At 62.7% G+C, this 20,438-nt stretch carries 19 protein-coding genes; 9 read left to right on the forward strand and 10 right to left on the reverse strand.

The window, feature by feature from the left end; translation table 11 throughout:
- Nucleotides 1-4 precede the first annotated feature (4 nt).
- The 8 genes from AB6802_RS01580 to AB6802_RS01615 all read right to left on the reverse strand — a co-directional run bounded on the left by AB6802_RS01580 (nucleotide 5) and on the right by AB6802_RS01615 (nucleotide 8,431).
- Nucleotides 5-1,084, reverse strand: a complete 1,080-nt coding sequence (locus AB6802_RS01580; protein WP_371008241.1) for a glycosyltransferase — start codon at nucleotides 1,082-1,084, stop codon at nucleotides 5-7.
- 56 nt (nucleotides 1,085-1,140) lie between these two features.
- Nucleotides 1,141-1,584: a hypothetical protein gene (locus AB6802_RS01585; RefSeq protein WP_371008242.1), complete on the reverse strand. Its 444-nt coding sequence runs from the start codon at nucleotides 1,582-1,584 to the stop codon at nucleotides 1,141-1,143.
- 11 nt (nucleotides 1,585-1,595) lie between these two features.
- Complete coding sequence (locus AB6802_RS01590) at nucleotides 1,596-3,041, reverse strand: GMC oxidoreductase (RefSeq protein WP_371008243.1); 1,446 nt, start codon at nucleotides 3,039-3,041, stop codon at nucleotides 1,596-1,598.
- Nucleotides 3,042-3,134: 93 nt separating this feature from the next.
- Nucleotides 3,135-4,466, reverse strand: coding sequence for a UDP-glucose/GDP-mannose dehydrogenase family protein (locus AB6802_RS01595; protein ID WP_371008244.1), 1,332 nt, complete (start codon nucleotides 4,464-4,466; stop codon nucleotides 3,135-3,137).
- 188 nt (nucleotides 4,467-4,654) lie between these two features.
- The gene (locus tag AB6802_RS01600) at nucleotides 4,655-5,548 is read right to left on the reverse strand and encodes a family 16 glycosylhydrolase (protein ID WP_371008245.1); all 894 of its coding nucleotides are present in this window, start codon (nucleotides 5,546-5,548) and stop codon (nucleotides 4,655-4,657) included.
- A 138-nt stretch (nucleotides 5,549-5,686) separates the two neighbouring features.
- The gene (locus AB6802_RS01605; protein WP_371008246.1) at nucleotides 5,687-6,073 is read right to left on the reverse strand and encodes a hypothetical protein; all 387 of its coding nucleotides are present in this window, start codon (nucleotides 6,071-6,073) and stop codon (nucleotides 5,687-5,689) included.
- A 125-nt stretch (nucleotides 6,074-6,198) separates the two neighbouring features.
- Nucleotides 6,199-7,230 carry a glycosyltransferase family 2 protein gene (locus tag AB6802_RS01610; RefSeq protein WP_371008247.1) on the reverse strand — a complete coding sequence of 344 codons (1,032 nt, stop codon included), beginning with the start codon at nucleotides 7,228-7,230 and terminating at the stop codon, nucleotides 6,199-6,201.
- 4 nt (nucleotides 7,231-7,234) lie between these two features.
- Nucleotides 7,235-8,431 carry a nucleotidyltransferase family protein gene (locus AB6802_RS01615; protein WP_371008248.1) on the reverse strand — a complete coding sequence of 399 codons (1,197 nt, stop codon included), beginning with the start codon at nucleotides 8,429-8,431 and terminating at the stop codon, nucleotides 7,235-7,237.
- Nucleotides 8,432-8,948: 517 nt separating this feature from the next.
- Here AB6802_RS01615 and AB6802_RS01620 point away from each other — a divergent pair.
- The 6 genes from AB6802_RS01620 to AB6802_RS01645 all read left to right on the forward strand — a co-directional run bounded on the left by AB6802_RS01620 (nucleotide 8,949) and on the right by AB6802_RS01645 (nucleotide 14,771).
- On the forward strand, nucleotides 8,949-9,101 hold the full coding sequence (locus AB6802_RS01620; protein ID WP_371008249.1) for a lasso RiPP family leader peptide-containing protein: 153 nt from the start codon (nucleotides 8,949-8,951) through the stop codon (nucleotides 9,099-9,101).
- A gap of 172 nt (nucleotides 9,102-9,273) precedes the next feature.
- Entirely contained in the window at nucleotides 9,274-9,573 is a 300-nt protein-coding gene (locus AB6802_RS01625) for a PqqD family protein (protein ID WP_371008250.1), read from the forward strand.
- Nucleotides 9,557-9,973 (forward strand): lasso peptide biosynthesis B2 protein, encoded by a 417-nt coding sequence (locus AB6802_RS01630; RefSeq protein ID WP_371008251.1) that lies wholly within the window; start codon nucleotides 9,557-9,559, stop codon nucleotides 9,971-9,973. The genes AB6802_RS01625 and AB6802_RS01630 overlap by 17 nt, the downstream gene beginning before the upstream one ends.
- A 3-nt stretch (nucleotides 9,974-9,976) precedes the next feature.
- Nucleotides 9,977-11,896, forward strand: a complete 1,920-nt coding sequence (locus tag AB6802_RS01635) for a lasso peptide isopeptide bond-forming cyclase (protein ID WP_371008252.1) — start codon at nucleotides 9,977-9,979, stop codon at nucleotides 11,894-11,896.
- Complete coding sequence (locus AB6802_RS01640; protein ID WP_371008253.1) at nucleotides 11,893-12,876, forward strand: serine kinase; 984 nt, start codon at nucleotides 11,893-11,895, stop codon at nucleotides 12,874-12,876. The genes AB6802_RS01635 and AB6802_RS01640 overlap by 4 nt, the downstream gene beginning before the upstream one ends.
- Nucleotides 12,873-14,771 (forward strand): ABC transporter ATP-binding protein, encoded by a 1,899-nt coding sequence (locus AB6802_RS01645; protein WP_371008254.1) that lies wholly within the window; start codon nucleotides 12,873-12,875, stop codon nucleotides 14,769-14,771. The genes AB6802_RS01640 and AB6802_RS01645 overlap by 4 nt, the downstream gene beginning before the upstream one ends.
- On the opposite strand, the gene AB6802_RS01650 is transcribed toward AB6802_RS01645, so the two are convergent.
- Nucleotides 14,768-15,016, reverse strand: coding sequence for an exopolysaccharide production repressor exox (locus AB6802_RS01650; RefSeq protein WP_371008255.1), 249 nt, complete (start codon nucleotides 15,014-15,016; stop codon nucleotides 14,768-14,770). The genes AB6802_RS01645 and AB6802_RS01650 overlap by 4 nt on opposite strands.
- Nucleotides 15,017-15,624: 608 nt before the next feature.
- On the opposite strand from AB6802_RS01650, the gene AB6802_RS01655 reads away from it, so the two are divergent.
- From AB6802_RS01655 to AB6802_RS01665, 3 genes are all read left to right on the forward strand, one after another.
- Entirely contained in the window at nucleotides 15,625-16,302 is a 678-nt protein-coding gene (locus AB6802_RS01655) for a sugar transferase (protein WP_371008256.1), read from the forward strand.
- 181 nt (nucleotides 16,303-16,483) lie between these two features.
- The gene (locus tag AB6802_RS01660) at nucleotides 16,484-17,662 is read left to right on the forward strand and encodes a polysaccharide biosynthesis/export family protein (RefSeq protein WP_371008766.1); all 1,179 of its coding nucleotides are present in this window, start codon (nucleotides 16,484-16,486) and stop codon (nucleotides 17,660-17,662) included.
- Between the two features lie 102 nt (nucleotides 17,663-17,764).
- Entirely contained in the window at nucleotides 17,765-18,859 is a 1,095-nt protein-coding gene (locus AB6802_RS01665) for an acyltransferase family protein (RefSeq protein WP_371008257.1), read from the forward strand.
- Nucleotides 18,860-18,895: 36 nt separating this feature from the next.
- Here the strand turns inward: AB6802_RS01665 and AB6802_RS01670 are convergent, their stop codons facing one another.
- Nucleotides 18,896-20,179: an O-antigen ligase family protein gene (locus tag AB6802_RS01670; RefSeq protein WP_371008258.1), complete on the reverse strand. Its 1,284-nt coding sequence runs from the start codon at nucleotides 20,177-20,179 to the stop codon at nucleotides 18,896-18,898.
- Between the last annotated feature and the right edge of the window lie 259 nt (nucleotides 20,180-20,438).

The raw sequence follows: 20,438 nt of genomic DNA on the forward strand, positions 1-20,438 counted from the left end.
AACTTTAGGCAGCGCGCCGTTGACGCTTGCGCGCTGCATTATCGAGCAGACCGAAAAAGGTAGTGAACTGGCGGTCGGGATCGAGTTCCGGACGCTCCGAAAAGCTGCGGGCGGCGAGTGAGACCCGCTCATATTCCTGTTTGTCGTTCCACAGCCGCTTGATTGTGGCGACCCAGTCGGCGAGCGGCGCATCATAGTCCAACACCACACCGCCGGCGCCGATCGCCTCCGGCAGGCCGCCACGGCGCGAACCGACGACAGGGATGCCGCTGCAATGGGCTTCGGAGGCGACACGTCCCCACGCCTCTTCCCATTTGCTCGGCGCAAGCAGGATCTTCGTGCGGCCGTAGACCGTCTTCATATCGTTGGTGCGGTTTTCCAGCCTGATGTTAGCGAACGGCGCGATGGTCTCGTTGATCCTGGCGCGGTGATCGTCGTCCAGCTTCCAGCTCTCGACGAACAGGAAAGGTATCTCCGGGCAGGCCGCGGCAATGCGCACTGCAAGATCGAAGCCCTTTTCCTCGTAAGGGTTGATGAAGGTAACGAACTCACCAGTCGTCGCCGTGCTGTAGACGCCCGGATTGATGGTCGGCGGGATGACGGTGGAATCGATGCCGAACTCGCGCTTGTAGGTGCGCGCGGTGAATTCGGAATTGGCGATGTACTGCGCCGAATCCAGCTCGCGCAGATCGCCGCCCAGTTCGTGGAACTCGACATTCCTCAGATAGACGACCAGCGGCACGCCCTCGGCCTGCAGAGCCTTGCCGAGCGGAACCGACTGGTGGCACTGCACGACGGCGACGTCCGGTCGCAGCTTCTTGACGGCGAAGGTGGCGGCCTCCCAAGGAAACCAGGCGCGTATCACGGGGTAGCCCGGAAAGCAGTCGACGACGGCGCGCTGCCGCAACAGCTTCATCTTGGCGCGCGCCTTGAACCCGAACATGCCGTCGCCGAACAGGGCAGCCAGCACAGAGGCCTCGTGGCCATGCTCGATCAACTGCTCGGCCAGATGATGCGTGCTCGACTGGACACCGCCGCCGAATTGCGGGGGATATCCGTTGCCGACAGCAAAAAGCACTCTCATATCCGGCTCCTGGTCATACTTCTGTTCGGCCGCCGGCGCATGTCCGACGGAGAGTTTCAGGCACTTCGCGGGTCGAGATTGGCGAAGGGGTTGGTGCAGGGATGCCATCCGGTGAAGCGGATCGGATCGTTCGGCGAACTGCGCCAGGCATAATCGGTCAGCATGTGGAACTCGGCGATGACCCAGCGATCGAAATGGCGCAGGTCGCGCCGCTTCTGTCTCGGCAGCAGCTCGCGCGCCTTGCCGAGCTTCACCGTCTCGGCCAGCGTCACAACATCGGCCAGCCTGTCGCTCGGGAATATCCACGGGTTGCGGTTCTGGAATTCGAGCACGAATTGCTGCAGGTGCTCGATGCGCATGTTGAGCGGCCCGAAGTATTTTTCGAGCGTGACGCGGACCAGGTCCTCATCCGAGAAGGAGGAGACGGCCGCCGCAGCTATGCCAGTCGAGGCGACGCCGCCGGCAATGATGGCGAGGGCCGTGCGTCTTGTGATCTTCATCGAGCCCTCCCTCATGCCAGCCGGCCCGCCGCCCGCAACGACAGGGCCGCCGCGGTCAGGCTCGGATTGGCGCAGGAACAGGTCGGATAGGTGCTGGTGCCGACAACGACGAGGTTTCTGAGCTGGTGGTGGATCATGTCGCGGTCGATCACGGAATCGGCCGGTCCGGTGCCCATGCGCAAGGTGCCCTGGACATGCGATTCGGTTGGCCTGATGCCACGATCGAAAATCCTTTCGACCGGCAGCGGCTTGAGCAGGTCCGGCAGCCTTTCGAGCGCCTTAGCCATGCCTTTGGTCGCATAGTCCGACGCGCCCTTGAAGCTGACGAAGGCGTTGTCGTCCTTGTCGAGCACGACGCGGTTTTCAGGATCGAGCAGGTTCTCGGTGACGATGACCAGCGGCAGCACCTGGCGCAGCCGGCCCGGCTCGGCGCGCATGCCGTGCTGCCATCGGTTTTCGAAATAGACGAGAGCTGCGGCATGTTCGGCCCGGTGCGGGCCGTCATAGAGGCCGAAATTCAGGCCGGTGGTGATGGTGGAACCGTCGAAATTGTCGACGCCGTCGAGGTAGACCTCGAAATTCCAGCCATAGGATTCATGCAGGCCGAGCCCGACGAACTCGCCGCCGAGCCCCGAGCGCAACATGATCGCCGGGCTCTGAATGGCATTGGCGCCAAGCACGAAGAGATCGCCGCTGACCGTATATTCCTTGCCCTTGTTCATGAACACCACCGAGCGGGCCGAGCCGCCGGCATGATCGAACCGGCGCACCTCGGCGCCGAGGCAGACCGAGACATCCGGATGCTGGAAGACGTGCATCAGGCCGTTGTTGACGGTGAACTTGGCGTCGGCCGGGCAGAGCCAGCATCTCAGATTGGCGCAACATGAAGCGCGCTGCGACGTCGCCAGCCGCGCTCGGGCCGTGGGCATGACAAAATGCTGATCCGCTTGCGCGGCCTTCATCATCCTGTCGGGCGTCGACATGCGATGCGGCGGCTGCGGAAATGGCCGCGAGCGCGGCAGCATTTGCGCCATGTCCGGATCGCCGGAGATCGACATCACCTCCTCGGCGTCGCAGTAGAACGGCTCGAGCTCGTCATAACTGATCGGCCAGTCATTGCCGACGCCGTAGGTGCTCTTCAGCTTGAAGTCGTTGGGGTGGAAGCGCGGCGTCTGCGCGAACCAGCAATTGGTGCCGCCGCCGAGCCCGATCGTGTAGTTCCACGGCTTGTCGGCATTGTCGGTCTTGTAGGTGCTTTCATCATCGATGTCGGTGTTGGCGTTCTGGCCGAGCTGCCACTCATGCGTGTTGTGGCGACCCCATTCGAGCACCAGGACGCGGGCTTTGCGCCGCTTCAGGAACTCGTGCAGGAAGAAGGACGAACCGAAACCGGATCCGATGACGACGAGGTCGAAATGCTCGCTGGCGATTTGTTCGGGTCGAACGTCGAGCACCATCAGATCGAGACCTTTCCCGGTACGCGCACCGTCATTGTCGGCCTCGTTGTCGTTCGCCGAGGCGGGTTTGGTTTTGCAGGCCGGCGGTCGCCGTCATGCCGCCATCCGGCCGATCGAGAAATATTCGATGCCGTAGCGCGCGATCACTTTCGGATCGTAGAGATTGCGGCCGTCGAAGATGACCGGCGTGGTCAGCGCATCCTTGAGCGCATCGAAGGACGGCGCGCGGAAGCTCTTCCATTCGGTGCAGATCAACAGCGCGTCGGCGCCGCGCAAAGCGGCTTCCTTGGTGCCACACAAAAGCAGGTCGTCGCGCAGGCCGTAGATCGCCTGGCACTCCTGCATCGCTTCGGGATCATAGGCCTGGACCTTGGCGCCGGCGGCCCACAGCGCTTCCATCAGGACGCGTGCCGGGGCCTCGCGCATGTCGTCGGTGTTCGGCTTGAAGGCCAGCCCCCAGACAGCGAAGGTCTTGCCCGTCAAGGCGCCCTTGAAATAGTGGTTGACCTTATCGAACAGCACCGACTTCTGCGCATTGTTGCGTTCCTCGACGGCGCGCAGCAGCTTGGCGTCGAACTTGACGCCCTCGGCGGTCTTGATCAGCGCACGCACGTCCTTGGGGAAACAAGACCCGCCATAGCCGAGGCCGGGATAGATGAAGTGGTAGCCGATGCGCGGATCCGAGCCGATCCCCTTGCGCACCTCCTCGATGTCGGCGCCGAGCTGCTCGGCCAGATTGGCCATCTCGTTCATGAAGCTGATCTTGGTCGCCAGCATGCAATTGGCGGCGTATTTGGTGAATTCGGCGCTGCGCACATCCATCACGATCATCTTCTCGTGGTTGCGGTTGAACGGCGCGTAGAGCTCGCGCATGACCGCCTCGGTGTCTTCGCTGGAGGTGCCGACGATGATGCGGTCCGGCTTCATGCAGTCTGCCACCGCCGAGCCTTCCTTGAGGAATTCCGGATTGGAGGCGACGTCGAAGGCCAGATCCTCGCGGCCGCGCTTCTTCAGCGTCTCGGCGATCCTGGCCTTCACCTTTTCGCAAGTGCCGACCGGCACCGTCGACTTGCCGACGACGATCTTGGCTGTCTCCATCTCGCGGCCGATGGTCTCGGCGACGGCCAGCACATATTTGAGATCGGCCGAGCCGTCCTCGCCCGGCGGGGTGCCGACGGCGATCATCTGGATCTGGCCATGCTTGACCGCCATGGCGGCGTCGGTGGTGAAACGAATGCGGCCCGCGGCGTGGTTTTCCTTGACCAGGCTTTCGAGGCCTGGCTCGAAAATCGGGATGAAGCCCTGGTTGAGCCGCTCTACCTTGGCCGCGTCGATGTCGACGCAAACCACGTCATGGCCAACCTCGGCTAGCACCGCGGCCTGGACGAGACCGACATAGCCAATCCCAAACACCGTCAAGTTCATTCGATTCTCTTCCTGTGCAAGACCGGGCCGCGAACCGGCCCGGTCGATTCTAGTGTCCCCCAGGCCGGATCGGCATGGATGTTCAGTATGACCTTATCCCAAAACCGGTTCCGCTTTTGGGGATCATGCCCGTTAGACGTTCCGCATGATCTTTTCCGAAAACCGGTTCCCACTTTTCGGGATCATGCTTAGTTGCTCTTATTTATGCTGCATGCCAGCGATTCCGGAAACTGGCACGGCTCACCCAGGGCGGTGAAAGCGACGCGCTTGACCTCCATGGTCACCTTGTTGCCGGGATCGGCGAAGGCGCCCATCCAGTTGGTCAGCTTCTCACTGCCCCACAGGCTGAAGAAAATCTTCTGCGAGTTGGTCGGCAGTTCATCGGGATTGGTCACTTCGTTGACCAGCTTGCCGTTGACGTACCAGCGCAGCCGGTTCTTCTCCCAGACGAAGCCGTAATCGTTGAAACCCTTGTCGGCGCCACCCTCGACGTCGACGAGCTTTCCGTTCTTCGGCTTGCCCTGGATGTAGCTGTTGACCTGGACTTTCGATGGATCCTTGGTGAGGACCTCGAAGTCGATCTCGTCCCAGGGCTTTTTGTCCTGAGGGCCGATATAGGTGAAGAAGGCGGCGTTGAGGCCGGAGCCGGTGCCCGTCTTCATCCGCGCCTCGTAGACGCCATAGCCATAACGCTGCTTGGTCTGGATTTCGGCGCAGGCGAACTCGCGATCCTTCAGCTTGCGCTTTTCGAAGCCCAGCGACAGCGCGCCGTCGGAAAGCCGGACAAGGTCCTTTGACCAGGTGCAGTTCTGGTGCGCGCCATTGTTCCAACCGTCGGAAACGAACCAACGTGAACGGTCGAAATTGGAGAAATTGTCGACGAAGGACGGCGCGCTCTGCATGGGATCGGCAGCCGTAGAAGGCTCCTCGGCGCGTACGGCAGTCGGGGCCACCACAAATGTCGCCGCAGCCGCAAGCAGTGCGCCAACCACGCCGAGCCAAACGCTCTTTTGCTCGTTCGAACGGCCGCGCGGCAGGTCGAGACCCGCCGCTGTGGAGGTGTTGTTCGGATCTACATTCATAACAAACTCACCTTGTGTTGTCCGCCCAACCCAAGTCTTCCCTGGCCTGCCTGGAGCAGGCCGATTCCGATCCTCCGCCCTCGACTGAACTCCTCTATCGTCTCATACCGATGACGTTGCCTGTGGACGCCACCAGCCTTATCCCGCCGACCTGTTCCGGCCGGCCTGTGTATCGACCCGATCGGCGCCATCCTCGACGATCGCGTCAAGCGAATGGCGCAGTTCCTTCATCACGCCATTCTGGCGGGCGAGCTCGGCAATGCGCCGCTCGCAATTCAAAATCGCACTGGTCATCGCGCCGACGTCGGATAGCTTGCTTGTCGACGCCGAACCATTCTCCACGGCCTCGACCAGAAAGGCCGCATTCGTGGAGGTCGACCGGTAGCGATTCTCCAGGCCGGTCTTTTCCGCCTCGATCTCGGCCGCGATCTGGTCGAACAGCTTCGCCAGCCTGTCGAAACGCTGGAGGTCGGTCTGCTTGTCCCGGGCGGGATTGCGCGACCTGAAGCCGAAAATCGAAGCCATCGGATTGGCCTTTCGAAATTGCTGCATTGCAACATAGACTGCCACCCTCTGGGCGAGGAGGCAACCTTATAGTTTTGAGGACGCGGTTTTTTCGAACCCGCGGGACCGCGAAATCGCCAGAAAGATCATTCTTTTGCGGCACTTGTCGCCGCCATGAGAAATCGCGTCGGCGGCACTTGCTGCCTTGCAGCAATGCCGGTGCGGCGGAACAGCACGTCGAGCTTGTCAGCCGCCACGCCGTGGACGATGGGGATCAGATTCGACGGACTGGCGAAGGCATAGGCCGCCGCGGATGCCAGGCCGCGCTCAGCCTTCACATCGAGGAAATTGCGCAACCGGTACTTGTCGCGCACATGGCGTTCGTGGCGCCGCAATGCGGCCTTCGAACGCTCCGGCAGGTTGTCGATCGCCAGCAGCGCCAGATCGGCGTCGGCGAGGCGCTTAAGGTCCTGCGTCTTGTGGCGGCCGCTCAGCGAATCGGCACGCACGAGCGCGCCATAGCCGCAGGATTTGATGATCTTGAACCGCGCGCCACAGGCGACGGCGCGCGCATAGAGCTCGTAATCCTCGCCGAGCCTGAGATTCTCATCGTAGCTCAGCCCATGGCGCTCGAGGAAAGCGCGGCTGATCACCGGCTTGAGGAAACCGAGCTCGCCGCGCAGCACACGACGCCGGGAGATATTGCCTTCAATAAAGCGCTCGAAATCGAGAAACTCAGGATCGGCGGCAAAGGGGGGTGCTGCGACCCCTTCGAGATCGTTCGCGGCATCGTCGCGGATCAGCATGATGTTGTCGGCGGCGAAATCCCAGCCGGCGCCGGCGAACAAGCGGCGAAAGCGGCCTTCGAGGAAGAAATCGTCGGCATCGAGAACGCTGATGAAAGGCGACCGGGACGCTCGAATAGCGGCATTGCGGGCGAAGGACGGCCCGCGGTTGACGTCCAGGCGGATGACCGACAGGCGGCCGCTGCCATCATCGGCGGCCAGCGCCACGCCTTGCGTGTTGTCGGTGGAAGCGTCATCGACGACGACGACTTCGGCGACTTCTCTCTCGCGCAGCGCCGAGGTGATGGCGACGGGGATCGTGCGCGCCGCATTGCGTGCGGCGATGATGACGCAGACTCCCGGGGTCGTCACAGGTGGCGTGGTCACAGGCATGGGTTCACCTTTCGATTGCATGAGGGGCGGCCCCGCCGGTGATTTTGATGACGTCGTCGCGCACTGGCCCGATAGCCGCCGGGCGCTCGAACAGACGCCTGCTGAGGTCGGCGGAGGCTGCCCAGCCGGCTTCCGCCAGGTAGCGGACGGGCTCGCGGCCGCAGAGTTCCCACAGCACATGGCGGCGCTGCGGCCAGCGCAGCGACGACAGCCAGGGCGCGACGACCATGTGGAAGAGGTCGGCATTGTCGATACGCGTCAAAATCCGGGTGGCGCGATCCGACAGCAGCGAGCCCGCACCGCCAAGCAGCACGTCGGCGGCGCGCAGGCCGAGCAGCAGTGTGTCGGCGAGGCCCTGTTCGGCGGCGTGATCGAGCACTTTCTGCTGCTCGGCCTCGTTCAGGCGGCTGGCGCTGGCGCGGACATCGCAGACATAGCCGGCGCAAGGTTCGCGGTTGAAAAACGCCTTGGCGACACTGATCGCGGCCAACAGCAACGTGTCGGCGGCAGAGATGATCGGCATGGCGGCGCCGGTGACCTGGACCTCGCGCTTGCGGCGCAGGAAACCATCGATATCGCGCGGGCTGGGTGAACCGGGCTGCTGCAGCCGGTGATGGAGATCGACCGTGGAGGCCCTCGCCCCATCGTCGCGGACCATATGCTGCTCGCCGAGGAAGCGCACCCACCAGACCGAGCGCGACTTGCCGGCGACTTCATAACCGATCGAGCGCAAGGCCTCGCGGGCCGCCGTGAAGCCGGTCGGCGAAACCAGTATGTCGACGTCGCCGGATGGCTTCATGAAGTGGTCGCCATAAAGCAGATGCTGCTGGAACGGCCCCTTGAGGAAGACGAAGTCGACCTGCCTGTCGCGCAGCACGCGATGGATGGCCATCGAATCGCCGAGACAGGCCGCGTTCATCGAGATGGTGCGTCGGCGATAGCCGTCGAGCCAGGCAAGCAATTCCGGCGGCGCCGTGCCGGCAGGCGCACGCGCCAGGGCCTTGAGCAGGAAGACCGCGACCTTGTTCAGTCTGGCTATGTCGGCAATGTTTTCCGCCGAGATGGCTGGGGCCGGCGCGGCTGACGAAATAGCCTCGGCGGCGGGCGCGAAAAACAGCCTCAGGCAGGCCTGCACATAGGCGACTTCATCGGCGCAGCCGGCTGCACGCAGCCTGTCATAGGAGCCGTCCTGCATGGGCATGCCCGATGTCGTTCTCCACAAAACCCGCCTGGCGTGATTTATACCGCAACTGCGAAGGAAAGCACCGAGAAAATTAACCCGGGCTCTTGGTCGGCAGGCCGGCAAGCCTCATTTCCGCAACCAGTGCGTTCAAATTGCACCCAGTGCCGATCACTTTTGAAGACAACCCTTTTTGAAGACAACCCTTGTGAGGCCGGATACGCCTCGCAGTCGGGCGGAATTTCTGCAGCATTTTTTTCGCAATTGCGAAGGCATTTTCCCGCCTCGAAAATTATCATAGTTAAATCATATGCTTACTAAAGCGGCAAAGTTGCTCGGTTGAATTCGACTAGCAACGGCGTCTATGATGGGACTGCTCACAGTTTGATCATCGACGAAGGCAGACGCAACCGAGAATTGATTAACGCCAGGTAAATCAGGCTTGACTCATAAATGCTGCCATGCAGCAATTGCATTGCAGCATAGCGTATGCTGGCGGCCCTCTACAGCCGCTTCCAGTCCTCAGTTGGAGAGTAAAATGGAACAGAATGTTGACAAGCATGAGTACGAGACCCCCAGCCTGACGGTTCATGGTTCGATTGAGACCATCACGCAGGGCGGTGCCGGCACGACGGCGCTCGACGCGAGCTTTCCCGCGCACACGCCGGTCGGCGAGCTGACTTTCTCGTAAGTTCAGTCCCTGCATCCGGAGTTGACGAAGTTGGGGCTCCGGACGCTCCCATAGGTGAGCCGGGGGACGATGTCCCCCGGCTTCCTCATCCGGGCGATCGCCGGCAACCGATCCCGGTTCCGTTCTTTCCGGTTCAAGTCCAGGGGCGTGGCGGCCAGCAATGAGGTTTTAGATGCACTGGAACCTATCGGAGCATGACCACGTGGTTGCGACAGGCGACGCGGTGGCCTGCGAATTCGGCACCGGACTGGCGCTGCTCCACATCAAATCCAATGTCTATTACAGCCTGAACGGCGTCGGCGCCTTTGTCTGGGAGCAGATCCAGGAGCCCAGATCGATCCTCGATGTCCAAAGCGCCGTGCTTGCGCGCTACAATGTCGATGCCCAGCGCTGCAAGGCCGACGTCGAGGGCTTGCTCAAGGGGCTCACCGAAGCAGGGCTTGCGAGGCTCCATCATGAGGAACTGGTCTAGGCTGCGCTCGCTGAGCGTGTCGGAGGCGTTCTTCCTGGCACACTGCCTCGTCGTGGTTGCGGCGGTGCGACTCGGGTTGACGCTGTTCTCCTACAGGCACGTGCGCAACCTGGTGACGCGGCTGGATGCCAGTAATGACGCCGAAATCGCCGACCTGAGACGCGTCGCCTGGGGTGTCGCCGCCGCGGCGCGCCTGGTGCCGGGCGCCAGCTGTCTTACCCAGGCGCTGGCCGGGCAATATCTGCTGGCACGCCAGGGCAACGCTTCCAAGATCACCATCGGCATCGAGCGCGACAGCGGCTCGCAACTCAAGGCGCATGCCTGGTTGATGAGCGGCCATCACATCGTGCTCGGCGGCTCGATCAACGGCTTTACCCATCTCGTCGATCACGGGTCCTAGGCGATGAGCGGTGTCGCTGGAGTTCAGCCCAGGCAAGGCGGCAAACCCGCCACCGCCAGCGACATTCAGCAGATGCTGGCGCGCATGCGCCATCGCGCCCGCGACGGCAGTTCGTGGTGGACGGATGGCGGTGTGGCGCTAGGCCATGCCTGGCTCGACACCACCGGCGAAGATGGCCCCGGCCCGCTGACGATGGCCGGCGGCAAGCTCGCCATCACCGCCGATTGCCGGCTGGACAACCGCGATGAACTGCTGGCGCGGCTCGGCATACGCGACAGGTCGATCGCCGATGCGGCGCTCATCATGCGCGCCTATCTCAAATGGGGCGAAGCCTGCCCGACCTATCTGCAGGGCGATTTCGCCTTCGCGATCTGGGACAGTGAGCATCAGGCGCTGTTTTGCGCGCGCGACCATTTCGGCGTCAAACCCCTCTACTACCACTCGGCCGACAGGCGTTTTGCCTTTGCCTCGGAGATCGGCCCGATCCTGGCGCTGGACGACGTCGGCAGGCGTATCAGCGAACACCAGATTTCCGGCTTCCTCGCCGGCTTGCCGGACGATCCGCAGGCGACGCCCTACGCCGAGATCTTCCGCCTTCCGGCGCGGCACAGTATGACGGTGACGGACCGCCAGGTGGTGCTGCGCCGCTATTGGCAGATCGAGCCGTCGCAGCGGCCGCCGCGCTCGGATACGGCGGAAGAGTTCAGGCACCTCTTCGCGCAATCAGTGGAAAACCGCATGCGCGGCACGCCTGCTATCGGCGCCATGCTGAGCGGCGGCCTCGATTCGTCCTCGATCGCCTGCGTCGCCGGCTTGCGGATAGCGGCACAACGCAAGCCCAGGCTCCAGACTTTCTCGCTCACCTTCGACAAGGGCTCGTCGATGGACGAAAAGCCGTTCATCGATGCGGTTCTGGGTCACCAGCGCCTCGACGCCACGCTGATCGGCGTCGGCAACTACGCGCCCTTCGCCGAATTCGATCGGATCCTTGAAGAACAGGAAGGGACGTTCCTGGCGCCCGGCCTGTCGCTGACCCGGGATATCTATCGCACGGCGGGCGCCAAGGGCGTGAGAGTGCTTCTCGACGGCCACGGCGGCGACGAGGTCGTCTCGCAAGGCCATGGCCACCTGCACGAACTCGCCAATGCGCGCCGCTGGCTTGAATTGTGGCGCGAATTGCACAGCGCCGCCAACACCTATGGCGACGGCATGCTTTCGCTCTATTTCAAGTTCCTGACGATCTACGGTCCGGCCTGGCGTATCGCCAGGGTGAGGTCGATCGCCAATCGCCTCGCCGGCAGACTGTGGCGCAGACCGACCCCGGCGCGGCGCGCCGCCTGGGCGGGGCTGGTCAATCCGAATCTCGCCAGGCGCACCGATCTTGCCGAGCGGTTCCATCGCGCCGGCCATATGCCGGCAGCCGTCAGCGCCAGCGAAGCGCTGACGCATCGCTGGCTGTTGTCCAGCGGGCTTGTGCCGCACGCCTTCGAAGTCCTCGACAAAGCCGCCGCCAATTTCGGCGTCGAGCCGCGCTACCCGTTCTGGGACAAGCCGCTGGTTGAATTCTGCCTGTCGCTACCCGGCGAGGAAAAGCTCAAGGATGGCTTCGGCCGGCATGTCATGCGGCGGGCCATGCAAGGCATCCTGCCACCAGCGGTGCAGTGGCGGCGCGACAAGATCGATTTCACCGCCAATCTGGTCAAAGGCATGCTCGGCAATCACCGCCAGCTTCTGGACAAGGTGCTGGTGGCCGACAGCGACCTCATCGCGCCCTATGTCAACCTGCCGGAAGTCAACGCCGTCTATCAGCGCATGCTGCTTCAGCCCGAACAGGCGACGCTACCCGATGTCCAGCATGTCTGGCGCTCGGTCTCGCTGTCGCTGTGGCTGCGGCAAGTTCAAAGAGATGGAAGCCCTGCATGAGCACCGCGAACGCTTCGATCGCCGCGACGCCCGAGTCCCTCATCAACGCGAACTTGCAAAGCGGACGGGTCCGCCGCTTCTACAAGGCCTATGGGTTGACCATCGGCTCGGACGTGGCCTTGCCGGAACTGGAGCCGGCGACGCCTGCGAAACCAGATCTCGAGATTGCGGTCACGCCGGTGGACTTTCCCGAAGCGGCATCGCAAGCGGCGACCGCTTTCCGCTTCGAGCCGGCGCGGCAGTATCTGTCCTGGCAAGCGGTCGGCACATTCCTGATCAGCGGCGGCAATCGTATCGATGTCGATCCGGCGGCAGGAGTGGACGACCCGTTGCTTGCCTTCCCCCTGCTCGGGCCGGTGCTGGCGCTTGCGCTCCACCAGCGCGGTTTGCTTGTCCTGCATGCCAGCGCCATCGCCATCGGCGGCAAGAGCGTGATCTTCCTCGGCGACAAGGGCGCCGGCAAATCCACCACGGCCGGCGCCATGATCCGCGCCGGCCATCGCCTGCTGACCGACGACGTCGTGGCGCTGGATCTGTCAGAGCCCGGCCGGCCGATGCTCCTGCCCGGCTTTCCGCAGCTCAAGCTCGCCGCGGACGCGGCCGACGCCATCCGCCTTGAGCAGGTGGACGTGCGCCCGCAAGTGCATCCGCAAATCGACAAGGCACAGCATCGCCTGCGCCAGGGATTTTCCGCACAAGCGGTACCGGTATCGCGTATCTATGTGCTCGAGCGCGGCGAGCAGGCGGCAATCTCTCCGCTGCCGAGCCTCGCCGCCCTGCCCGCGATCATCAAATTTTCCTACATCACGCGCTTCGGCCGACAGGCGCTCACCGGCGATTCCGCCGCCAAGCATCTTGGCCAAAGCGCCAAGCTCGCCGGGCGGATCGGTGTCAGTCGGTTGGAGGTGCCTACCGGCCTGGCGCGGATAGATGAAGCGGTTGCCCTGATCGAAGGCGATCTGGCGTCCGCAACGACATGAGCCAACGTATGGGCTGGTCATCCAAGCTGCGCCTGTCGCTGTTTCGGGATATCGCCGGGTTCGGCGCTATGATCGCGCATGTCGGCGGCCGGCGCACGCTGACGGCGCTCGCCTTCCTCATCCTGGGCAGCCTGACCGAAGGCATCTCGATCCTGCTGCTCATCCCGCTGCTGCATCTGATCGGCAAGGCCGATCAGGACTACGCGGTGCGGGTGCCGGAGGCGTTGCAATGGCTGGTGCCGGGCGGAATGCTGCCGCTTGCGGCGATACTCACCCTGCTCGTGGCCCTGGTGGCGCTGCAGGCGACCTTCAACCGCTTCAAGTCGGTCTACATGGCGCGGCTGCTCTACGACTTCGTCAACCGTGTCCGGCTGAACCTGTTCGAAAGCATCGGCAAGGCGCGCTGGGGCGTCTTCACCCGTATGCGCAGCTCCGACCTCGACCATGCGCTGAATGGCGATGTCGACCGCGTGCAGGTAGGGGCCTTCTCGCTTTTGATGTTCACCCAGGCCGCACTGCTTCTGACGGGCTATCTGGTGGTATCGCTGTTCATCTCGCCGGTGATGACGTCCTTCGCCATCCTCATCGGCGTGGTACTGCTGATTGCGCTGCAACCGTTTCGGGCGCGCGCCAGCGCCTATGGCCGCACGCTGACCAGCAATCGGCAGGACCAGTATCGCACGGTCTCCGAATTCCTCGGCGGCATCAAAGTGGCAAAGAGCCTGAACGTCGAAGCCAGCTACTTTGCCGAACTCGGCGCGACGCTGAACAGGATGAAGGCCGACAACATCGCTTTTGTCCGCAATTCCACGCTCGGCACCGCGCTTTTCCAGATGGCGAGCGTGATCGGGCTCAGCCTGTTCATCTATATCGCGCTGGTCCGCTTTCACTTGTCGCTGGCCGAGATCGTGGTCCTGCTGCTCGTCTTCATGCGGGTCGCGCCGCGCTTCATGGACATGCAGATCCAGGTGCAGCAGGTGCTGATCAACCTGCCGGCCTATGCGTCCATGCAAGCTCTGCAGGCGCGTTTCGATGCCGAGCGCGAGCCGGCGGAAAATGACGCTGGCCAAAGTGCAAAGCTGTCGCTCGATACCGGGCTCAACATCCGTGACGTGTCGTTCGCCTATGGCGATGGCGAAGCAAAGCCGGTGGTCTCGGGCATCACCTTCGGTCTGCCGGCTGGCAAGGTGACGGCATTGATCGGCCCTTCCGGCTCCGGCAAGAGTACGATTGCCGACATGCTGCTGGGCTTGCTCGAACCCACGCAGGGCAGGATGCTCGCCGACGGCGTCGAGATCACGGCGCAGAACCGCAGGGCCTGGCGCGACCAGGCGGCCTACGTGCCGCAGGACGTGTTCCTGCTGCACGACACGATCGCGGCCAATCTTCGCCTCGCGGCGCCGAAAGCAAGCGACGACCAGCTATGGACGGCGCTGCGCGACGCGCATGCGGCCGATTTCGTCAAGCAGCTCGACCTGCGGCTGGAAACCGTGGTGGGCGACCGCGGCGTGCGGCTCTCGGGCGGCGAACGCCAGCGCATCGCGCTGGCGCGGGCGTTGCTGCGCAAACCTTCGCTGCTCATTCTCGACGAGGCGACGAGCGCGCTCGACTGGCAGAATCAATCGCTGATCGCGCAATCGATCGATGGCTTGCGCGGCCAGATGACGATCCTGACCATCGCGCATCGGCCATCGATGATCGCTTTTGCAGACTGGGTCGTCGCCATCGAGAACGGCCGCATCGTCGAGGTCGGCCAGTACCAGCGACTGAAGGCAAAAGCCGGCAGCCGGCTGGCCAGGATGCTGTCCGGTGAGCAGGCGGGAACCATACCGCCGGCTGAAGTCGCGCCGGCGCCGGTTGAACGGTCAGTGGAGGCTGCCGCGCCTGGCGCTTAGCTTTTCGCCGTCGGCACTTTGTCGAGGATCGCGCCGCGCTCGGCCTCGCGGGTCTTGTCCGCCGGTACCGGGGGGCTTCTGGCAATCGTGGCAAAGACCAATAGGAAGTAGCCGGCCTGAATGATGATGGCGCAGACAACGGCGCGAATGAGGATGGTGCTTAGCGATGCGCCATCGAAATACGACCAGCTGACGACGATCGCCAGCGCGAAGACCATGCCGACAATGAATTTTGGCAGAGACATGTTCGGCGGCCCCTCAACCGAAGCGAACATGCAAAAGCTGCGACTTACCCACCCTGTGTAACTCCCCGTTGCGCCAAAGAGCTATTTTTGGCTGCCCAATCCGGCCGGTTGCTTCCGGCCTTCCTTACCCATGCAGACTATGACAGAAACAATTTGCGACTCTATTAAGGCGCCTGCCCTGCGGCAAGGCCAGACAGGGGTGATATCCAAGGATTTCGCGGGATCGACTCCGGCATGGTGCGACGCACACTCCGGCGCCGCTACGTATTCGAAGAGGCGGCCCATGCTGCAGTAAAAACGGCGACATTGATTAGTATTTTATCCGAATAACTTACCATTGCGAGTGATTCCAACCGCCTGCAACCCGATTTCTTCTGCAGCAAAGAATGCACTGTCCAAAAATGGCCCGAAATGCGGACTACATTTTCATGGTTTTCGCTCACCTTGTCATAAACGTGCCACAAAGGTGAAAATTTGGGCACGTAAGGTTTATTATTTAATCAATTCATGACGTGAACATTTCAGCCAAATGGGAAATTGTGTGTTGCGATGCAGCATTTTTTTGGTATCGTGCCGTAAACCATCCGTTCAACGTATGGAGCTTTTGCATGAGGGACGTCGCCAAGTCGGCTAATGCGGGTTTTTCGCAAGCTGGCGTTGATTTTCCACCCCCCATCGGGGGTCTGCTGAAACGTGGTTTCGATATCGTCGGGTCACTGGCTGGCCTTGTCTTGCTCAGCCCGCTCTTCCTGATGGTGGCGCTGCTGGTCAAGCTTTCCGACGGCGGGTCCGTGTTCTATGGCCACAAGCGAATCGGTCGCGGCGGCCGTGTGTTTGCCTGCCTGAAATTCCGCACCATGGTGCAGGATGGCGAACAGGTGCTCAACGCGTATCTGGCAGCCAATCCGGACGCCAACGCCGAATGGCTCGCGACCCGCAAGCTGAAGAACGATCCGCGCGTCACGCGGGTCGGCCAGGTGCTGCGCAAGCTCAGCCTCGACGAACTGCCGCAGATCCTCAACATCCTGCAGGGCGACATGAGCCTTGTCGGGCCGCGCCCTGTGGTGCGCGACGAACTGGAGATCTATGGCAGCGCCGCGGTCTATTACCTGAAGTCGCGCCCCGGCCTGACCGGGTTGTGGCAGGTGAGCGGCCGCAACGACGTATCCTATGACACGCGCGTCGCTTTCGACCGCCACTATGTCGAGAACTGGTCGATGTTCGAGGACATTCGCATCATCTTCAAGACCGTGCCGGCCGTGTGGATGTCGCGCGGCAGTTACTGACTATCGAGCCTGGTCCCGGAATCGGGGCAGGCATCCGGCAGCGATCTCATCGGGCGGATGGGGCCAAGCGGATCGGAACGTTCATTTGAAAAAAGACCCTATCGGACTGTATTTGACACGCAGTCTCTTGAACAGGGCGCCCGGCCGGCTCGCGGCCGTGGCGCTTGTTGCCTGTCTTGCAATGCCGCACATCGCGGCGGCGGGCGATTACCAGCTTGGCCCGCAGGACAAGCTCAACATCCGCGTTGCCGAATGGCAGACGGTCGACGGCACATTCCGCGACTGGTCGGCGCTGAACGGCGAATATTCGGTCGGCCCCGCGGGAACGCTTTCGGTGCCATTTGTCGGTGACATGCAAGCCGCCGGCAAGACGACATCGGAGATCGCGGCGGCGATCGGGCTGGCCTTGCAGCGCAAGCTGGCGTTGCCCGACAAACCTGAGGCCTCGGTCGAGATGGCGCAGTTCCGGCCGTTCTACATTTCGGGCGAAGTGCAGAACCCCGGACAATTTCCCTATGTGCCGGAGTTGACGGTGCTGAAGGCCATCAGCATTGCCGGCGGCATGCGGCGCAGTGCCGACTACGGACCCCAGCTCGGCAAGGATCTCGTCACCGCCAAGGGCAATTACGACATCTATGACGACCAGCACGTGCGCCTGCTCGTCAAGCGCGCGCGCATCGATGCCGATCTTGCCGGCAAGGACAGTTTCGACCCGCCGAAAGAAGTCGAGGGCGATCCGAAGCTGCCGACCATCGTTGCCGACGAGATGCAGATCCTGACCTCCGACCAGAAGGCGCTCAAGCTGAAGCTCGATGCGCTCGACGACCTCAAGGGCGTGCTGCAGTCCGAGATCGAATCGCTGCAGAAGAAGATCGTCAACCAGCAGCAGCAGGTCGATCTGGCGCAGCAGCAGCTCGCCTCCATCGGCCCGCTGGCGCAAAAGGGCCTGGTCGCCAATGCGCGGCTGCTCGATTCGAAGCAGTCCGTCGCCGACCTGCAAGGCAAGATCCTCGACTATGAAACGGCCATCCTTACCGCCAAGCAGTCGATCAGCAAGGCGACGCAGGACGCCATCGACGCCCGCAACACGCTGAGCTCGAGCCTCGCCACCGACCGGCAGCAGACCGAAGCCGACCTGAACGAGGCGGCGTTGAGGGTGAACATGCAAAAGGGCCTGATCGCCCAGGCGTCGGACCCCGCAACGACCGCGTCCATCACCAGCAGCGAGGCACCGACGCTTCTCTATTCGCTGGTGCGGGTTGCCAACGGCAAGAGCAGCGAGATCGACGCCAAGGAAGACACGCCGGTGCTGCCGGGCGACGTGATCAAGGTGAAGCTGGCGCCGATGGCCAGCCAGTAAGCCTGCGTTTCGGCGCAGTTCGCGACGAGGGGAGGAGCATGTCAGGCCTGTTCGCGCCAAGGCGCGGACGGGCGATCTGTTTGTACCGCTTGAAGGCATAAGATGCAGTCCGCCGCCGCCCCGCGTCACGTCTACCTCAACCTCGACGCCATTCGCGGCGTGGCGGCGATCAGCGTGATGCTCTACCATTTCTCGCCCTTCCTTGCCGACGGCAAGGTGCTGCCGTCGAGCTATCTCGCCGTCGACCTGTTCTTCCTGCTCAGCGGCTTCGTCATCGCGCATGCCTATGACCGCAAGATCGAGAACGGCATGGGCTTCGGCACGTTCGTGGCGATCCGTCTGATTCGCCTCTATCCGCTCTATCTCGCCGGCACGCTGCTCGGCTTCTTCTACCTGCTGGTGAAGAACCGGCTGATGCCGGGCGAATATGTGCCGCTTTCCGAGATCGGCATGCAGCTGACGACGGGCATGCTCTTCATCCCGCTGATCAGCGATGCCTACCACACGATCTTTCCGCTCAATCCGGCATCGTGGTCACTGTTCTTCGAGCTGATCGTCAACATCGCCTATGTCGCGGTGTTCTTCCTGCTGTCGAAACGGGTGCTGACCGGGCTCGTCGTCGTCAGCCTCGTGCTGCTCATCATTGCCTCGGTTTTCGCCGGCACGCTCGACTTCGGCATGACCGGGCGGACCATCATCAGCGGCCTGCCGCGCGTGACCTTCTCGTTCTTTCTGGGCGTGCTTTTGTGCCGCTCGATGACCCGCTACCAGGGCAGCCTCGGCTTCCTGAGGCGCGGCCTCTGGGTCGAAGGCGCGATCCTGCTGACACTCATCGTCTTCGCGATTGCGCCGGCAGGCGGTGGGCGCGTCGTCTACGACCTCGCCTGCATCGTCGTCATCTTCCCGGTCATGGTGGTGACCGGCGCCATAGCCCCGACCATGCCCCGGCTGGCCGGCTTCTATGGCTGGCTCGGGCGCATCTCCTACCCGATCTACATCATCCACACGCCGATGCTGATGATCATCGCCGGAGCCGGCAAGGCCGTGTCGATCGACCCGTTCGCGCACCATCCCTGGTTCGGCATCGTCATGGCGGGCTCGGTCATCGTCATCGCCGACATCGCCACGCGGCTCTATGACGAGCCAGTGCGGCGCTTCCTGCAGCGGCTGATGCAGCGCAGGCGGGCGGTAGCCTAGAGTCTTTAGCAAATTGCCGAAGTTCGTTTGGGCCGGTCAGACCGGGGCTGGCATCCGTCCGTTCGCCGTCCTGTCGTCCTGAACCGGAACCATCACCCGGCGTCGCCGCGCAACCGGCAGCGGGCTGAGCTTGAACAGGCCGTAATAGACGATGAAGGACGCCATGAAGTAGGGGCCGAGAATCTCGACCTCGAAGAAGGAGCGGATCAGCATCAGTCCGACGGCGCCGGCAAGCACCACCGAATCGGCGTTCCAGTCGCCGAACACGACTTTCGCGATATGGCCGTAGAAGGAGCGCAGGATGATCAACGCCAGCATGGTGACGCCGATGAAGCCGATCTCGACCAGCGTCTCCACATAGGTGTTGTGGAAATGGAAGCCGGTGCGGGTCGAAATGTAAAATTCCGCCCACAGGCGCTCCGGTTCGGCAAAACCCTGCACCCAATAGGCGGCATAGCCATAGCCGAGCAGCGGGCGCTGCTGCGCCGCGTTCCAGCCCTGCTCCCACAGATAGGTGCGGCCGGTGAGTGTGGAATCCTTGCCGAAGACGCCGAGCACGACATCCAGCAAGCCAGAGTTAAGTGCTGCCACCACACCGGCCACCAGCACGCCGGCGCCGACGATGAAAATGACGCGGCGGTAGCGCCGCGAGAGCACTTTGCTGGCGGTGAGCAGGGCGACGATGCCGATGACCGCCGGCAGCGAAGCGACGGATGTCGCGGAGTGGGCTATCGCCAGCATGTAAACCGACAACAGCAGGATCGGCGCGGTCCACACGAAGCCCAGCCAGTTGCGTCGGTAAAACACGAGAAAGGCGAGAGCGAAGAAGATGCCGAGCGAGGAGAAAAAGCCGATCTGGTTCTTGGAGCCGAAGGCGCCGACGAAGTTGATCGTGCCGTCGATCGTGTCGAGCGCGTAATCGCCGACTTTCAGCGAATAGAGCAGGACGACGAAGATGCCAATCAGCGAGCCGACGACCAGCGTACGCATGCTGATGGTGCGCGCCGCGACATAGGCGCAGACGATGTGCGAGGAATATTGCACCGCCGCGCGCGCGCTAATGCCCGCCGCCTGCGACCAGAACACCGAAAGGCAGACATAGGCTGCAAAGAGGATCGGCAGCCAGGCGCTGGAAAGCTTCCAGGTGAAGCGCCGATAATCGACGAAAAGCAGCGGCAGCCAGACGGCGTAATAGGCAAGGATCAGGATCTGGCCGAAATTGGGCGAGTAGGCGAAGGCAAGCATGGAAACCGCGACGGCGAAGATGCCATAGGTTTCGTTGCGCTCAGGATCGATCAGAATGGATTTCGGAATCTTCATACCGGATTTTTGTCCGTGAGCCCTTTATCTGCCCTAGCCAAGCCTCTGGCCCGCGCGGCATCCATTGTGCACTGCAGCATAACCTACCGCCATACGGCCGCCGGCTCAACCGCAAAGTTGCCACGGACAGCCAAGTGCGCTTGGGTTGCCGCATCGCACAATGAAACGGCCGGAATAGGGCGAGAGCGCCGGAATGAACCTCAAGCCGCCCGACGGCGGCCTGGATCAGGCGGTCTGCAAGGATGGCGAGGAAGGCGAT

Origin of the sequence: Mesorhizobium sp. RCC_202 (assembly GCF_041355295.1) — a bacterium.
In the GTDB taxonomy this organism is placed as follows: domain Bacteria; phylum Pseudomonadota; class Alphaproteobacteria; order Rhizobiales; family Rhizobiaceae; genus Mesorhizobium.

What these genes read in the sequence shown, in the direction of transcription:
- AB6802_RS01580 (WP_371008241.1), bottom strand. Translation starts at nt 1,084, where the DNA reads ATGAGAGTGCTTTTTGCTGTCGGCAACGGATATCCCCCGCAATTCGGC.
- AB6802_RS01585 (WP_371008242.1), bottom strand. Translation starts at nt 1,584, where the DNA reads ATGAAGATCACAAGACGCACGGCCCTCGCCATCATTGCCGGCGGCGTC.
- AB6802_RS01590 (WP_371008243.1), bottom strand. Translation starts at nt 3,041, where the DNA reads ATGGTGCTCGACGTTCGACCCGAACAAATCGCCAGCGAGCATTTCGAC.
- AB6802_RS01595 (WP_371008244.1), bottom strand. Translation starts at nt 4,466, where the DNA reads ATGAACTTGACGGTGTTTGGGATTGGCTATGTCGGTCTCGTCCAGGCC.
- AB6802_RS01600 (WP_371008245.1), bottom strand. Translation starts at nt 5,548, where the DNA reads ATGAATGTAGATCCGAACAACACCTCCACAGCGGCGGGTCTCGACCTG.
- AB6802_RS01605 (WP_371008246.1), bottom strand. Translation starts at nt 6,073, where the DNA reads ATGGCTTCGATTTTCGGCTTCAGGTCGCGCAATCCCGCCCGGGACAAG.
- AB6802_RS01610 (WP_371008247.1), bottom strand. Translation starts at nt 7,230, where the DNA reads ATGCCTGTGACCACGCCACCTGTGACGACCCCGGGAGTCTGCGTCATC.
- AB6802_RS01615 (WP_371008248.1), bottom strand. Translation starts at nt 8,431, where the DNA reads ATGCCCATGCAGGACGGCTCCTATGACAGGCTGCGTGCAGCCGGCTGC.
- AB6802_RS01620 (WP_371008249.1), top strand. Translation starts at nt 8,949, where the DNA reads ATGGAACAGAATGTTGACAAGCATGAGTACGAGACCCCCAGCCTGACG.
- AB6802_RS01625 (WP_371008250.1), top strand. Translation starts at nt 9,274, where the DNA reads ATGCACTGGAACCTATCGGAGCATGACCACGTGGTTGCGACAGGCGAC.
- AB6802_RS01630 (WP_371008251.1), top strand. Translation starts at nt 9,557, where the DNA reads ATGAGGAACTGGTCTAGGCTGCGCTCGCTGAGCGTGTCGGAGGCGTTC.
- AB6802_RS01635 (WP_371008252.1), top strand. Translation starts at nt 9,977, where the DNA reads ATGAGCGGTGTCGCTGGAGTTCAGCCCAGGCAAGGCGGCAAACCCGCC.
- AB6802_RS01640 (WP_371008253.1), top strand. Translation starts at nt 11,893, where the DNA reads ATGAGCACCGCGAACGCTTCGATCGCCGCGACGCCCGAGTCCCTCATC.
- AB6802_RS01645 (WP_371008254.1), top strand. Translation starts at nt 12,873, where the DNA reads ATGAGCCAACGTATGGGCTGGTCATCCAAGCTGCGCCTGTCGCTGTTT.
- AB6802_RS01650 (WP_371008255.1), bottom strand. Translation starts at nt 15,016, where the DNA reads ATGTCTCTGCCAAAATTCATTGTCGGCATGGTCTTCGCGCTGGCGATC.
- AB6802_RS01655 (WP_371008256.1), top strand. Translation starts at nt 15,625, where the DNA reads ATGAGGGACGTCGCCAAGTCGGCTAATGCGGGTTTTTCGCAAGCTGGC.
- AB6802_RS01660 (WP_371008766.1), top strand. Translation starts at nt 16,484, where the DNA reads ATGCCGCACATCGCGGCGGCGGGCGATTACCAGCTTGGCCCGCAGGAC.
- AB6802_RS01665 (WP_371008257.1), top strand. Translation starts at nt 17,765, where the DNA reads ATGCAGTCCGCCGCCGCCCCGCGTCACGTCTACCTCAACCTCGACGCC.
- AB6802_RS01670 (WP_371008258.1), bottom strand. Translation starts at nt 20,179, where the DNA reads ATGAAGATTCCGAAATCCATTCTGATCGATCCTGAGCGCAACGAAACC.